General features: G+C 70.6%; 13 protein-coding genes. 6 read left to right on the plus strand and 7 right to left on the minus strand.

Annotated features, from left to right (window positions below):
• The first annotated feature begins 128 nt into the window (after nt 1-128).
• From AB0K73_RS16035 to AB0K73_RS16055, 5 genes are read left to right on the plus strand one after another with little or no spacing between them, the layout of a single operon-like run.
• Nucleotides 129-1,496 (plus strand): glutamine synthetase family protein, encoded by a 1,368-nt coding sequence (locus AB0K73_RS16035; RefSeq protein ID WP_360515083.1) that lies wholly within the window; start codon nt 129-131, stop codon nt 1,494-1,496.
• Complete coding sequence (locus AB0K73_RS16040; RefSeq protein WP_360515080.1) at nt 1,477-2,271, plus strand: gamma-glutamyl-gamma-aminobutyrate hydrolase family protein; 795 nt, start codon at nt 1,477-1,479, stop codon at nt 2,269-2,271. Before AB0K73_RS16035 ends, AB0K73_RS16040 begins: the two co-directional genes overlap by 20 nt.
• The gene (locus AB0K73_RS16045) at nt 2,268-3,629 is read left to right on the plus strand and encodes an aldehyde dehydrogenase family protein (protein ID WP_360515077.1); all 1,362 of its coding nucleotides are present in this window, start codon (nt 2,268-2,270) and stop codon (nt 3,627-3,629) included. The genes AB0K73_RS16040 and AB0K73_RS16045 overlap by 4 nt, the downstream gene beginning before the upstream one ends.
• A 13-nt stretch (nt 3,630-3,642) precedes the next feature.
• Nucleotides 3,643-4,434, plus strand: a complete 792-nt coding sequence (locus AB0K73_RS16050) for a 3-oxoacyl-ACP reductase (protein ID WP_360515074.1) — start codon at nt 3,643-3,645, stop codon at nt 4,432-4,434.
• Nucleotides 4,435-4,443: 9 nt separating this feature from the next.
• A complete protein-coding gene (locus tag AB0K73_RS16055; protein ID WP_360515071.1) occupies nt 4,444-5,205 on the plus strand; it encodes a GntR family transcriptional regulator in 762 nt (253 codons plus the stop codon).
• 109 nt (nt 5,206-5,314) lie between these two features.
• Here AB0K73_RS16055 and AB0K73_RS16060 read toward each other — a convergent pair whose 3' ends face one another.
• The 6 genes from AB0K73_RS16060 to AB0K73_RS16085 form a co-directional block, all read right to left on the minus strand.
• Entirely contained in the window at nt 5,315-5,650 is a 336-nt protein-coding gene (locus AB0K73_RS16060; RefSeq protein ID WP_360515068.1) for a hypothetical protein, read from the minus strand.
• A gap of 129 nt (nt 5,651-5,779) precedes the next feature.
• Nucleotides 5,780-6,112: a peptidase gene (locus tag AB0K73_RS16065; protein ID WP_360515065.1), complete on the minus strand. Its 333-nt coding sequence runs from the start codon at nt 6,110-6,112 to the stop codon at nt 5,780-5,782.
• Nucleotides 6,109-7,287: an inorganic phosphate transporter gene (locus AB0K73_RS16070; RefSeq protein ID WP_360515062.1), complete on the minus strand. Its 1,179-nt coding sequence runs from the start codon at nt 7,285-7,287 to the stop codon at nt 6,109-6,111. Before AB0K73_RS16070 ends, AB0K73_RS16065 begins: the two co-directional genes overlap by 4 nt.
• Nucleotides 7,288-7,379: 92 nt before the next feature.
• Nucleotides 7,380-7,862, minus strand: a complete 483-nt coding sequence (locus AB0K73_RS16075) for an 8-oxo-dGTP diphosphatase (RefSeq protein WP_360515059.1) — start codon at nt 7,860-7,862, stop codon at nt 7,380-7,382.
• Between the two features lie 26 nt (nt 7,863-7,888).
• Nucleotides 7,889-8,917 carry a 6-phosphofructokinase gene (locus tag AB0K73_RS16080; RefSeq protein ID WP_360515056.1) on the minus strand — a complete coding sequence of 343 codons (1,029 nt, stop codon included), beginning with the start codon at nt 8,915-8,917 and terminating at the stop codon, nt 7,889-7,891.
• A gap of 114 nt (nt 8,918-9,031) precedes the next feature.
• Nucleotides 9,032-11,158: a DEAD/DEAH box helicase gene (locus AB0K73_RS16085; protein WP_360515053.1), complete on the minus strand. Its 2,127-nt coding sequence runs from the start codon at nt 11,156-11,158 to the stop codon at nt 9,032-9,034.
• Between the two features lie 255 nt (nt 11,159-11,413).
• Between AB0K73_RS16085 and AB0K73_RS16090 the strand changes: the two genes are divergently transcribed.
• A complete protein-coding gene (locus tag AB0K73_RS16090; RefSeq protein ID WP_360515050.1) occupies nt 11,414-11,620 on the plus strand; it encodes a hypothetical protein in 207 nt (68 codons plus the stop codon).
• Nucleotides 11,621-11,661: 41 nt separating this feature from the next.
• On the opposite strand, the gene AB0K73_RS16095 is transcribed toward AB0K73_RS16090, so the two are convergent.
• Nucleotides 11,662-13,512, minus strand: a complete 1,851-nt coding sequence (locus AB0K73_RS16095) for a DUF2207 domain-containing protein (protein WP_360515047.1) — start codon at nt 13,510-13,512, stop codon at nt 11,662-11,664.
• Nucleotides 13,513-13,553 lie beyond the last annotated feature (41 nt).

Here is a 13,553-nt window from a genome sequence, read left to right on the forward strand (position 1 = left end):
CCTTTTTTCGGGGGTCACTGCGACTGGGTGCCGAGGTCCCGCTGATTCGCGCTGTCGTCGGCGCTCGCGACTGTGATGTAATGGTCGACATTGCAGACCTTTTCACTCGCTCGAGGAGGAGCTCACGGATGTCGGCACCGACCGGATACCTCTCGCTCGACCAGCTTCGCAGCGCCGTGGCCGATGGCCACGTCGACACCGTGGTGGTGGCCTTCACCGACATGCAGGGGCGTCTCATCGGCAAACGCTCGTCGGCGCGGCTCTTCCTCGAAGAAGTCGCACAGCACGGCGCGGAGGCATGCAACTACCTGCTGGCGGTCGACGTCGAGATGAACACCGTCGACGGCTACGAGATGTCGAGCTGGGAGCGCGGCTACGGCGACATGGCCCTCGTACCCGACCTCGCCACGCTCCGCATGGCGCCCTGGCTCGAAGCCACGGCGCTCGTGACCGCCGACCTGCAGTGGCTCGACGGGCGCCCCGTCGAGGCGTCACCGCGGCGCATCCTGCAACGACAGCTCGACCGTCTCGCCGAACGCGGGCTCACCGCATTCGTCGGCACCGAACTCGAGTTCATCGTCTTCGACGACTCGTACCGCGACGCCTGGCGCAAGGGCTATCGCGACCTCACGCCGGCGAGCGACTACAACATCGATTACGCCCTGCTCGCGTCCACCCGCATGGAGCCGCTGCTCCGCGACATCCGGAACGCCATGGACGGCGCCGGCATGTACTGCGAGGGCGCGAAGGGCGAGTGCAACTTCGGCCAGCAGGAGATCGCGTTCCGCTACACCGACGCGCTCGGCACGTGCGACAATCACTCGATCTACAAGAACGGGGCGAAGGAGATCGCCGACCGGCACGGCAGGTCGCTGACGTTCATGGCCAAGTTCAACGAGCGCGAGGGCAACAGCTGCCACATCCACATCTCGTTGCGGGGCGACGACGGCGCAGCGGTCTTCAGCGATCCGGATGGCCCGCACGGCATGTCCAAGCTCTTCCGGCACTTCCTGGGTGGTCAGGTGGCCGCGATGCGCGAGCTCACGCTCTTCTCGGCGCCGAACATCAACTCGTACAAGCGCTATGTGCCCGGAAGCTTCGCGCCGACCGCCATCGCCTGGGGCCTCGACAACCGCACGTGCGCCCTGCGCGTGGTGGGCCATGGGCTCGGCATGCGCGTCGAGAACCGGGTGCCCGGTGGCGACGTGAACCAGTACCTCGCCGTGGCCGCGCTCATCGCGGCCGGACTGCACGGCATCGACAACGAGCTCGAGCCAGGCGACGTCTTCGTGGGCAACGCCTACGAGAGCGACGTGGCACGGGTGCCCGCGACGCTGCGCGAGTCGGCCGACCTCTTCGCGGGCTCGGCGCTGGCACGCGAGGCCTTCGGCGACGAGGTCGTCGACCACTACCTCAACAACGCCAAGGTCGAGCTCGCCGCGTATGACGCGGCCGTCACGGATTGGGAGCGGGTGCGTGGTTTCGAACGACTCTGAGCTGAACGGGCGCGATGACCGCACCACGCACCACGCGGTCGCGCCCGTCATCGGCGTGACCACCTACCTCGAGCAGGCGCAGACGGGCGTCTGGGACGTGCCCGCGTCGTTCCTGCCGAAGGTGTACCTCGACGCCGTGACCGACGCGGGCGGCATCGCCGTGCTGCTGCCACCGCAGCCGGTCTCCCGCGAGATCGCCCGTTCCGTCGTCGCGACGCTCGACGGCCTGATCGTGTCGGGCGGCGCCGACGTCGACCCCGCCCGCTACGGCCAGGAGGCGCATCCGCGTACCGGCGCCCCGCGCACCGACCGCGACGAGTGGGAGGATGCCCTCCTCGCCGAGGCGATCGCCGTGGAGCTGCCGTTCCTCGGCATCTGCCGCGGTGCCCAGGTGCTCAATGTGGCCCTCGGCGGCACGCTCGTGCAGCACCTGCCCGACGTCGTCGGCAGCGAGAAGTACCAGCCGGCCCCCGCGGTCTTCGGCGAGGGCGACGTCGCCGTCGAGCCGGGGTCGCGGCTGGAGGCCGTGCTCGGCGAGGGCCACCGTACGCTGCCCGTGCACTTCTACCACCACCAGGCGCTCGACGAGGTCGCCGACGGGCTCACTGTCACGGCCCGCAGCGAGGACGGCGTCATCGAGGCCGTCGAGCTCGACTCGGTGCCGTTCGGCCTCGCCGTGCAGTGGCACCCCGAGGAGAACGCCGCCGACCGCCGGCTCTTCGCCGGCCTCGTCGACGCCGCCCGCACCCACCGCATGGGAAGGAGCCGCTCGTGAGCCACACGATCGTGAACCCCGCCGACGGAGCGGTCGTCACGACCGTCACGGCGTCGTCGATCGAGGAGACGGATGCCGCGATCGCACGCGCCGCCGTCGCGCAGCGCGACTGGGCGGCCGTCGCCCCCGTCGACCGGGGGCGGATGCTGCGTCGGTTCGCCGCGGCGGTCGACGGCGCGGTCGAGGAGCTCGCGACGATCGAGGTGCGCAACTCGGGACATCCGATCGGGCAGGCCCGCTGGGAGGCCGGCCACGTGCGCGACGTGCTCGAGTACTACTCCGCGGCACCCGAACGGCTCTTCGGCCGGCAGATCCCCGTCGCGGGCGGCCTCGACGTAACGTTCCAGGAGCCGCTCGGAGTGGTGGGCGTGATCACGCCGTGGAACTTCCCCATGACGATCGCGTCGTGGGGTTTCGCCCCGGCGCTCGCGGCCGGCAACGCCGTGGTCCTGAAGCCCGCGGAGTGGACGCCGCTCACGAGCCTGCGCCTCGCCGAACTCGCCCTCGAGGCCGGGCTTCCCGAGGGCCTGTTCCAGGTGGTCCCCGGCAAGGGCTCGGTCGTCGGCGAGCGCTTCGTGACGAACGAGACCGTGCGCAAGGTCGTCTTCACGGGCTCGACCGAGGTCGGCAAGCACATCATGGCCGGTTGCGCCGCCCAGGTGAAGCGCGTGACCCTCGAGCTCGGCGGCAAGAGCGCCAACATCGTGTTCGCCGATGCCGACCTCGAGCGCGCGGCCGCCACCGCGCCCTACGGCGTGTTCGAGAACGCCGGTCAGGACTGCTGCGCCCGCAGCCGCATCCTCGTGGAGCGCAGCGTCTACGAGCGGTTCATGGAACTCCTCGAGCCGGCCGTGCAGGGCGTGAAGGTCGGCGACCCGGCCGACGAGAGCACCGAGATGGGTCCGCTCGTCGCGCGCCAGCACCTGGAGCGGGTCCGCTCGTTCGTGCCCGACGACACCGACGTCGCCTTCCGCGGCGCCGCGCCCGACGGGCCGGGATTCTGGTTCGCGCCGACCGTGCTCACGCCGTCGCGCGATTCGCGGGCGGCGCGCGAGGAGATCTTCGGCCCGGTCGTGTCGGTCTTCCCGTTCGACGACGAGGCCGACGCCATCCGCTTCGCGAACGCGAGCGAGTACGGGCTCTCGGGGTCGATCTGGACCCGCGACCTCAGCCGCGGCATCCGTGTGGCCCGTGCGGTGGAGTCGGGCAACCTCAGCGTCAACTCGCACTCGTCGGTGCGCTACGGCACCCCGTTCGGCGGGTTCAAGCAGTCGGGCCTCGGCCGCGAGCTCGGACCCGACGCGCCCCTCGCCTTCACCGAGACGAAGAACGTCTTCATCGCCGTCGACCCGGCCTGAACCAAGGAGCACCATGGCAGACCTCCCCCGCATCGACCTGACCCAGCGGCTCGCCGGCCGTGTCGCGGTCATCACCGGCGGCGCCTCCGGCATCGGCCTCGCCACCGCGAAGCGGCTCGCCGCCGAGGGCGCGCACGTCGTCATCGGCGACATGGATGCCACGGCGGGCCCCGCCGCCGCCGAGCTCGTCGGCGGCCTCTTCGTGCAGGTGAATGTGACCGACGAGGAGCAGGTGAACCACCTGTTCGACGAGGCCGCCCGCGTCTACGGGTCGGTCGACGTCGCCTTCAACAACGCGGGCATCTCGCCGCCCGACGACGACTCGATCGAGACCACCGACCTGCCGGCCTGGCAGAAGGTGCAGGACGTGAACCTCACGTCGGTCTACCTCTGCTCGCGGGCGGCGCTGCGGCACATGGTTCCGCAGGGCCGGGGCTCGATCATCAACACGGCCTCGTTCGTGGCCGTGCTCGGATCGGCGACGTCGCAGATCTCGTACACGGCTTCGAAGGGCGGCGTGCTCGCCATGAGCCGAGAGCTCGGCGTGCAGTTCGCCCGACAGGGCATCCGCGTGAATGCGCTCTGCCCGGGGCCGGTCAACACGCCGCTGCTGCAGGAGCTCTTCGCCAAGGACCCCGAACGCGCCCAGCGACGCCTCGTGCACATCCCCGTGGGCCGGTTCGCCGAACCCGAGGAGCTCGCCGCGGCGGTCGCATTCCTCGCAAGCGACGACGCGTCGTTCATCACGGCCTCCACCTTCCTCGTCGACGGCGGCATCAGCTCCGCCTACGTCACGCCCCTCTAGGGTCGAACCATGGGGCGGCGGGGGGAGGACGGGCCGGCGGATGCCGCGGGCGAGGTGCTGAGCGCCGGCCTCCTGTTGACCCCCGCACGCCCCGCGAACGCGTTCGAAGAGACCGTGCAGCGCCTGTTGCAGTCGATCCGGCTCGGGCTCATCGGGCCGGGCGAGCGGCTCCCGCCCGAACGCGAACTCGCGGGGATGCTCCAGGTGAGCCGGGACACGCTGCGCGAGGCGCTCGCCTCGCTCGCGGAGGCCGGATGGGTGGTGTCCCGGCGCGGCCGCAACGGCGGCACGTTCATCTCGGAGCAGCTGCCCTCGCCGCCGCCCCGCTCGATGGACGCCGGCGACCGGCTCGCCGCGACCGCGCTCCTCGAGGACACCCTCGCGTTGCGGGCCGTGCTCGAGGTCGGCACCGCACGTCGCGCCGCCGAGCGCGAGCTCAGCGCGGCCGACCGCGAGCGCCTCTGGCAGGCGTACGAGGAGTGCCGGTCCGCGCAGGGAGCGCAGTACCGCATGGCCGATTCGCGGCTGCACCTGCTCATCGCCGAGGTCATCGGGGCGCCGAGCCTCATCCCCCTCGTCGCCGACGTGCGCATGCGGGTGAACGAACTGCTCGACGGGATCCCCCTGCTCGCCCCGAACATCGCCCACTCCGACGAGCAGCACCGGGCGATCGTCGGTGCGATCCTGCGCGGGAACCCCGACGACGCCGCCGTCGCGATGGCGGAGCACATCGAGGGCACCGAGGCGCTGCTGCGCGGCTTCTACGCCTGACGCACGAGCTCGGGGCTGCGGCATCCGTCGCCGTCGTCGTCGTCGCCACGCCCGAACGGGCCGCGCCCCCGAGGAGGCGCGGCCCGTTTCGGCGGCCAGCCGAGCGCGATCAGAGAAACGCGAACGGCAGGAACGGCAGCATCGCGAGTCCGAAGACGAGCGCACCGAACGTCACCAGCACGGCGCCGGCGAGCATGACGGCGTTGAGCACGATGCCCCAGATCGCCATGGTGCGTGACGCGGGCTCCCGCTTCAGCGCCATGATGCCGAGCACGAGGCCGGCGGCCGGCACGAAGAACGTGGAGCTCGCGATGATCGACACGAGCCCGAGCACGAGGCTCGAGATGCTGAACCCGCGCGACTCCTCCGCGGGCGCAGCGGGTGCCGCGTAGGGGTTCGGCTCGCCGAACGGCGCCTGCGGCTGGGTGGGGGTTGCGGTGGTCATGGGGTTTCTCTCCTGTTCGTGGATGTGATTCCACGGTACGGATGCCACGTGGCCGCTCGGTATGGGGCTATCCCCCGAGTCGCGGGGTGGGCGCGCATCCGCATCCGTACCCCGGACGATCGCGCGATGTCAGCGGTGCAGCGCCGGGACGATGAGGTAGATGCCGAAGAGCACGGCGACACCGCTCACGGCGAAGCACGCCCAGGCGCCGACGAGCGCTGCGCGCTTCTGGCCCGCGGTGAGCGGGTTCTTCTTCGCGGCCTTCGCGGCGCGCTTGGCGGCGGCCGCGGCCTCCGCGGGAGAGACGACCGTGATGGCGTCCGTGAATTCAGCGGGTGTCACGACCGGGGTGCGACCGGAGGCGGTGATGAGCCGGATGCCGAGCGAGAAGGAGGCGACGATCACAGCGGCGCCGGTCAGCGCCGCAACGAGGACGATGAGGAAGGAGAACCAGTCGATCACGGCGTCACCTTCCGCTTGGGCTTGGGGTTGCGCTTGATCTTCACGGCACGGCCCGACACGGCGACCTCGCTCAGGACGTTCCGGTGCGAGATCTCGTTGCGGCGCGACCACAGGAAGAGTCCGGTGATGATGACGACGCCCGCGATCGCGTCCACCACGATGCCGGCGATGCCGAGGTGGGCGACGAGGGCGGCGAGGGCACCGACCGCACCCGCCGCGGGAAGCGTCATGAGCCATCCGATGCCGATGCGGCCGGCGGTGCGCCAGCGCACCTTCGACCCCCGGCGACCGAGGCCCGAGCCGATGACCGACCCCGACGCGACCTGCGTGGTCGACAGGGCGAAGCCGAGGTGGCTCGACGCGAGGATCGTCGCGGCGGTCGCGGTCTCGGCGGCGAATCCCTGGGCCGGCTTCACGTCGGTGAGCCCGGTGCCAAGGGTCTTGATGATGCGCCATCCGCCCATGTACGTGCCGAGCGCGATCGCGATGGCGCAGACCACCACGACCCAGAACTGCGGCCCCGTGCCGGCGGGCTGCAGGTTCACCGAGATGAACGTGAGGGTGATGACGCCCATGGTCTTCTGCGCGTCGTTGGTGCCGTGCGCGAGGGCCACGAGCGAGCTCGAGAAGATCTGCGCGTATCGGAACCCGTCGCGTCCGTCGGGCTTGCCGTCGTAGCGACGCGTGATGGCATACGCCAGCTTCGTGGCGGCGAAGGCCACGAGCCCGGCCGTGAGCGGGGCGAGCAGCGCCGGCAGGATCACCTTCGACATCACGACCGAGAAGTCGATGGCCTGGAGGCCGAAGCCGACGAGGGCGGCGCCGATGAGGCCGCCGAACAGGGCGTGGCTCGACGACGAGGGCAGGCCCAGGAGCCACGTCACCATGTTCCAGACGATGGCGCCGATGAGGCCAGCGAAGATCAGCTCGGGGGTGATGAACACCCCGTCGTCGCCCTCGCGGATGATGCCGCCCGAGATGGTCTTGGCCACCTCGGTCGACAGGAACGCCCCGATCAGGTTGAGGATCGCGGCGAGCCCGACGGCCACCTTCGGCCGGAGCGCGCCGGTCGCGATGGGCGTCGCCATGGCGTTGGCCGTGTCGTGGAACCCGTTCGTGAAGTCGAAGAAGAGGGCCAGTGCGACGACCAGCACGACGATGAGGGTGAGATCCACCGGCGACCTTCTCTGGATCGGTGCTTGATATTCACCGGATGTTCAGGGGACGTGGTTGCAGAATCGGCGATCGCCGTGCTTCCCGCACGATACTACGCGACCGACTCCCGCTCCTCCACCACGGTGGCGAGGTCTGCTCCGAACACGAAGGTACGCCGCACGGATGCCCCGGCGAGCACGCTCGGGAGCCACCGCTGGGCGTCGTCCCACATCTCGGTGTACGGCACCCGGTCGAGCGGGAACCACTCGGGATCCAGCTCGTCGGACCCGCGCGGATCGCCCGTCCAGGTGCGGCACACGAAGACGCTCGACTCCTGGCTCCATGGCAGGCGATGCGGGAAGTGGTACGTGAGGAGGCCACGTGGTTCGAGGTCGGATGCCGCGACCACGAGCCCCGACTCCTCGAGCACCTCGCGCACCGCCGCGTCCACGGCGGACTCTCCCGGCTCGAGCTTGCCGCCGAGTCCCACGAAGTAGCCCGTGCCGAGGCCCTTCTTCTTGCGTCCGAGGAGCACCTCGGTGCGGCCCGCGTGTTCGCGCAGGAGGTAGCAGACGCAGACCTGGGGCAGCGGCATCCGTGGTCCCTGAGCTCGTCGGTCGATCAGCCGAAGAGGATCTTGGCCTCGTCGTACCGGTGCTGCGGCACGCGGTTGAGGCTGCCCACGGCCTCGGCGATCGAGACCCTTTCGATGTCGGTGCCGCGGAGCGTGACCATCGAACCCCACGCCCCGTCGTAGACCGCGTCGACGGCGTGCATGCCGAGGCGCGTCGCGAGCACGCGATCGTACGCACTCGGGGCGCCGCCGCGCTGGATGTGGCCGAGCACGGTGTGCCGCGACTCGAAGCCCGTGCGCTCCTCGATCATCGGGGCGAGCTTCTCGGCGATGCCGCCGAGGCGCGGCCGGTTGAACGCGTCGAGCCCGAGGTGCGAGTGCGCCTCCTCCATCGTGTCGAGCTTGAAGCCCTCGGCCACGACGATGAGGGGCGCGCGACCGCGCGCGCGCACCGAGTCGACGTAGTGGCAGATCTCGTCGATCCCCATGGGCTGCTCGGGGATGAGGATCGCGTGGGCGCCGCCGGCCATGCCGGAGTGCAGGGCGATCCAGCCGACGTGGCGGCCCATCACCTCGAGCACCATGGCCCGGTTGTGCGACTCGGCCGTGGTGCGGAGCCGGTCGATCGCCTCGGTCGCGATCTCGACGGCCGTATCGAAGCCGAATGAGTAGTCGGTGGCGGCGAGGTCGTTGTCGATCGTCTTCGGCACGCCGATGATCTTGAGGCCGGCGTCGGTGAGCCGCTGCGCCGCTGCGAGCGTGCCCTCGCCGCCGATCGCGATGATCGCGTCGATGCCGTTCTCGTCGAGCATCCGCTGGATGTTCTCAGGGCCGCCGTGCTCGCCCTCGAACGGGTTGGTCCGGCTCGAGCCGAGGATGGTGCCGCCCTGCTTCGAGAGCCCACGCACGTCGTGGCGCGTGATCGGCATGAGGTCGCCCTCGACGACGCCCTTCCACCCCCACCGGAATCCGACGAACTCGGTGTCGTACGAGATGACGCCCTTCAGCACGGCGCCGCGGATGACCGCGTTGAGGCCGGGGCAGTCGCCGCCGCTCGTCAGAATCCCGATCTTCATGGTGTGGACGTCTCCAAGGTGCTCGACTCGAACATGGGTGCCGGAGGCCACGTCCTCGGGGCGATTCGACTGCGGCAGTCTATAGCGTTGCCGAGGACCGCTCGGTTCCGGGGCCTACAGCGTGCCGTCGAGCGCAGCACGCAGCACGTGCTGCAGTGCGTCGAGCTGCACCGAGTCGGCCGAGCCGGGCTCGACGTCGCTGCCGTCGAGGGCTCGGGCCGCGAGGCCCTGCTTGGAGTCGATGAGCTCCGCAATGCGCGCGTCGATGGTGTGCGCGGCGATGATGCGCCATGCCGTCACGGGCTCATCCTGCCCGATGCGGTGCACGCGGTCGATCGCCTGCGTCTGCTCGGCGGCGGTCCAGCTGAGCTCGGCGAGCACCACGTTCGAGGCGGCCTGGAGGTTCACGCCGACGCCCGCCGCGGTGAGCGAGCAGACGGCGACGGCGACCTCGGGATCCTTGTTGAACGCGTCGATCGCGGCCTGGCGCTGCAGCGCGGTCTGATCGCCCCGAAGCGAGACGGTGCGCAGGTCTCGCGCGGCGAGCGCGGCCTCGGCCTGGTCCATGACGTCGATGTGCTTGGCGAAGAAGACGACCTTGCCCACCGATCGCGCGAGCTGCGCGGCGTAGTCGGCCGCGAGTCCGGCTTTCGCCTGGCCGATCTTGCGCACCATCGTGAAGACGTTCTCGCCCGACTTCGCCGACTTCGACTCCTCGAGCTCGCCCCGGGCGACGGCTCGGATGAACTGATCGCGCAGGTCGTCATCGAGGTTGCCGATGCGGAGGTTCCGCGACTCCACGAGTGCGCGGAATCGGCCGACGAGGCGGTTGCCGAGCTCGCGCTCCGCGGCACGCACCGAACGGCCGAGTTCGTCGTCGAGCTCCACGGGGAGGTCGGCGATGCGCTTGGCCGGCAGGTCGGCGGCCACGTCGACCTTGCGTCGGCGCACGATGCCGAGGTCGATCACGATGCGCCTCGCCTCGGCGTAGAACCCGAGGTCGGCAGGCGTGAGGCCGGTCTCCTCGAGCTTGCCGAGCAGGTCGGGTGACGGCTTGTCGCCGTCGATCCAGCCGAGGAACTGCCAGATCGCGCGGAAGTCGTCGACGTCGTTGATGAGTGGCGTTCCGGTCAGTGCGAGCAGCAGCGGGTTGCCGCCGGGAGCGGTGCTGCGAATCCGGTCGGCGAGCGCGAGCACGTTGCGCGAGCGCTGCGACTGCAGGTTCTTGATGAAGTGCGCCTCGTCGACGACCATGCCCCGGAAGCCGAGCGTCGAGAGCCACGCCATGTGACGATCGAGCACGTCGTAGTTCACGACCACCACGTCGGCGAACGCGTCGAGGGAGTCGCCGTCGCCGTGGATCACGGTGGCCCGGCGGTGCGGGGTCCACCGTTCCACCTCGCGCGCCCAGTTCATCTTCACGACGTTCGGCACGACGGCGAGCAGGGGGTAGGCGTCGGCGACGGATGCCGCGAGCACCGACTGTGCGGTCTTCCCGAGTCCGGGCTCGTCGGCGAGGAGGAACGTGCGGTGGCCGAGCCGGGCGGACTCGATGAAGCGCGACTGGTGCTTCATGAGCTCGAGGCCGCGCGGGGAGAGCCGGTCGACGACGGGCGCCTCGGGCAGCTCCATCGTGGCAGCCTGGCCACCGGAGCCGAGCTCGAACGACTTGAACAGCGGGCCGAGCAGCTCCCAGTTGGCGAGTCGGCGCACGGGCACGACGGGCGCGGCCGACCGGGTGAAGTCGGGCGCGAGGAACGGGTTCGCGAGCTGCCGCGCGCGGACGGATGCCGGGATCACCTGATTCTCGGCGAGCTCGGGCGCCATGATCGGCTCGCGCGTGATGATCAGCTCATCGGGGCTGAGTTCGGCGCCCGATTCGAGCAGCCAGTCGCGGCGGAAGCGCTGCGCGACCGTGGAGATCGAGGCATCGGGCTCGAGGAGCGAGATGAGGCTCGTGTCGCGGGCTGCGGTCTTCGCGAGGATCTGCGCGATGCCGTCGAGGCGCTTGAGGAGCTCGGCGCGGCCGGCATCGGCGAGCTCGGGGTCGGCCTTCACGCGAGCGCGCTCCTCGCGCATGAGGAGCGCGATCACCTGGAATTTCGTGCGGTTGGTGGGGCCGAGCTTGCCCTTCTGGGCCTTCGTCTCCACCTCGCGCACCTTGCGCGCGAGGATCGGGATGATGGGCGCGTCGTCGTCGCGCGATCGCGTGCGCTGACGCTGCCTCGTCTGCTGGGCCATGGTCCTCCCGTTTCTGGCCTACTGCCGAGCGCCCCCTGCACCGGTTCACGGTGGCCGGACCGCTCGGGGCATCGGGGATGCCCTCGCTCGCGGTACGCCGAATCCCGAACCGAGCAGCACGTGAGCGGAGCTCACGTGGTCGGCCGAAGAACGGATTCGTCGGGCGCCCTGCCATTCTAGCGGTTCTGCGGCCTCCGCGGTGACGGTCGCCGTGGGCACGGTGCGGACGGATGCGAGTCGGCCTATGCTTCAGGCATGGACGAGCTCGCGGGGGCGGACGTCACGCCCGAAGACGACGAATTCACGGTCGCGCAGGACACGGAGTTCGAGGAGCAGGAACTCGCGTTCGAGGACGACGAGCGCACGCTCGACGACAGTCTCCAGGACGAGGTGCCCGGCATCGACGAGGAGCGCCGGGTGCCGCTTCCCGACGAGCCCGCGGTGCCGGCCGAAGAGGATTGAGCGCGAAGCGCATTCCCCGGGCGGCGTCAGTCGCCGCCGCGTCAGACGCCGCCGCCTCCGCCGCCGCCACCGCCGCCGCCTGACGAGCCGCCACCACCCGAGCCGCTCGACGACGAGCTCGAGCTCGATCCCGACCACGACGAGCTCGAGGCCGACGAGAACGACGAGACGGATGCCGCGAACACGCCGGCGTTGAAGCCGTCACGCCCGGAGTACCACGAGGGGTTCTCGCCGCGCTGCTCGTAGAGGGTCGCCAGCTCACGACTCCACTCGCGCTCCAGGCCGAACAGGACCGCGTAGGGTAGGAGCCGCTCGTTGAGCTTCAGCACCACGGCCGGATCGAGGGTCGCCGTCGCACCCGGGCGATCCACCCGCATGGCGCCGCTCGGGCTCTGCAGCACGCGCAGGCGATCGGCCTCGGCGAGCCGGATGTAGAGCTGAAGCCCCTCCAGGTGGTCGCGCAGTTCGCGACCGGTCTCGGTGAGCGGCCGCACGTCGGCGACCGCGATGAGCGTCACCACGGCCGCGCCGATCGCGACGATGAAGAGCAGGGCGGGCCACGGGCCGCCCCTCGCGTCATCGAGGGCGATGATCCCGAACACGACGCTGAGTGCCGCGAACGCACCTGAGCCGATCGCGAGCAGCACTCGACGGCCGAGGTCGGGCCGGCGCCGGAGGCCCCTGGCCACGACGTCCTTCTTCACCTGCTGGCGGATGGCGAGCAGTCGCTTGCCGAGGGTGGTGTCACGCGTCTTCAGGTCGCGGCTCTCGCCGGGCGTCGGGAAGCCGTCGTACAGGGCCGAGACGACCGATCGGGCGTCGTCGTCGCCGGCCGGGCCACCGACGTACTCCACCGCGTAACGCTTGCGCCCGGTCTCGACGATGCGCAGCTCCCCCTCGACCGCACGCTCGAGGATGGTCGCCGTCACGCCCTTGCCCGGCTGACCGACGAGTTCCGATGAGGCCATGGCGCTGATGGGCGGCGGCTCGTACTGCGCGATGATCGTGCCGCGACCGGGGTGGTCGCGCCAGCGCGTGAGGCGCAGCACGATCGCCCAGATCATGGCGGCGACCGCGCCCGCCGCGCCCACGGCACCCGTGATCGCCGCCGGCGAGGAAGCGAACGAGTCGTCGCGAGGTTCGAACGTGGCCGGGTCGAAGCCGACCGCGATCGTGAGGTTCTCGTACGGGCCGAGGCCCGCGGCCTCCGCGGTGATCACCGGCGGGAAGGACTCGGCGGTCGCGATCGACTCGCACGGCGTCGAGGATCCCTCCCAGCCTCGGTAGCACGAGACGGCGCCGGTCAGCCCCTCGGCAACCGCCTCCGACATCCGCAGCTCGGCTCGTACGCGGCCGAACGGCTGGGCCCAGCCGGTGCCGTTCACGTCCCAGTAGAACTCGTCGACGTCGGCGTCGTCGGCTTCGAGGGTGACGTTGTGCTGCCGGTAGCTGATGACGTAGGTCTGCTCGCCGTGCACGTAGTCGTCGGCGCGCACGGTGACGAGCAGGAACTCGCCCTCCTCGTCGCGCTCCACCTCGAAGTCGCGGGCGTTCCCCGCGCCGTCGGTCACGGACTCGACGCGGATGTCGGTCGGATGCCCCTGGTAGCGCAGCGGGATCGCACGCCGGATGCCGCGGTTCTGGTCGAAATCGGGGAAGACGGCCACGAGCGTCTCGGTGGTGTCGAGCACCGAGCGCCGATTCTCGTCGCGACGGAGTTCGTAGACGGCGTCGAAGGATGCGAACGTGAAGTCATCGGGTCCGGCGGGCAGCACGGTGACGGATGCCACGGGCTCGGCCGTCGTCGGGGCAGCGGATGCCGCCGCGGCGGGCCCCATCGCGAGTGCGAGCGTGACGAATGCGAGGGCGGCGCGGAGCGGGGCACTGACCATGCCCCCACGCTAGCGTCCCGCGCTCCTTTGGAATACCGCCA

This window comes from Agromyces sp. NPDC052230 (assembly GCF_040679595.1).
Lineage (GTDB): Bacteria > Actinomycetota > Actinomycetes > Actinomycetales > Microbacteriaceae > Agromyces.

Coding starts and splice junctions, on each gene's coding strand:
- AB0K73_RS16035 (WP_360515083.1), top strand. CDS start 129: ATGTCGGCACCGACCGGATACCTCTCGCTCGACCAGCTTCGCAGCGCC.
- AB0K73_RS16050 (WP_360515074.1), top strand. CDS start 3,643: ATGGCAGACCTCCCCCGCATCGACCTGACCCAGCGGCTCGCCGGCCGT.
- AB0K73_RS16055 (WP_360515071.1), top strand. CDS start 4,444: ATGGGGCGGCGGGGGGAGGACGGGCCGGCGGATGCCGCGGGCGAGGTG.
- AB0K73_RS16060 (WP_360515068.1), bottom strand. CDS start 5,650: ATGACCACCGCAACCCCCACCCAGCCGCAGGCGCCGTTCGGCGAGCCG.
- AB0K73_RS16075 (WP_360515059.1), bottom strand. CDS start 7,862: ATGCCGCTGCCCCAGGTCTGCGTCTGCTACCTCCTGCGCGAACACGCG.
- AB0K73_RS16080 (WP_360515056.1), bottom strand. CDS start 8,917: ATGAAGATCGGGATTCTGACGAGCGGCGGCGACTGCCCCGGCCTCAAC.
- AB0K73_RS16085 (WP_360515053.1), bottom strand. CDS start 11,158: ATGGCCCAGCAGACGAGGCAGCGTCAGCGCACGCGATCGCGCGACGAC.
- AB0K73_RS16090 (WP_360515050.1), top strand. CDS start 11,414: ATGGACGAGCTCGCGGGGGCGGACGTCACGCCCGAAGACGACGAATTC.
- AB0K73_RS16095 (WP_360515047.1), bottom strand. CDS start 13,512: ATGGTCAGTGCCCCGCTCCGCGCCGCCCTCGCATTCGTCACGCTCGCA.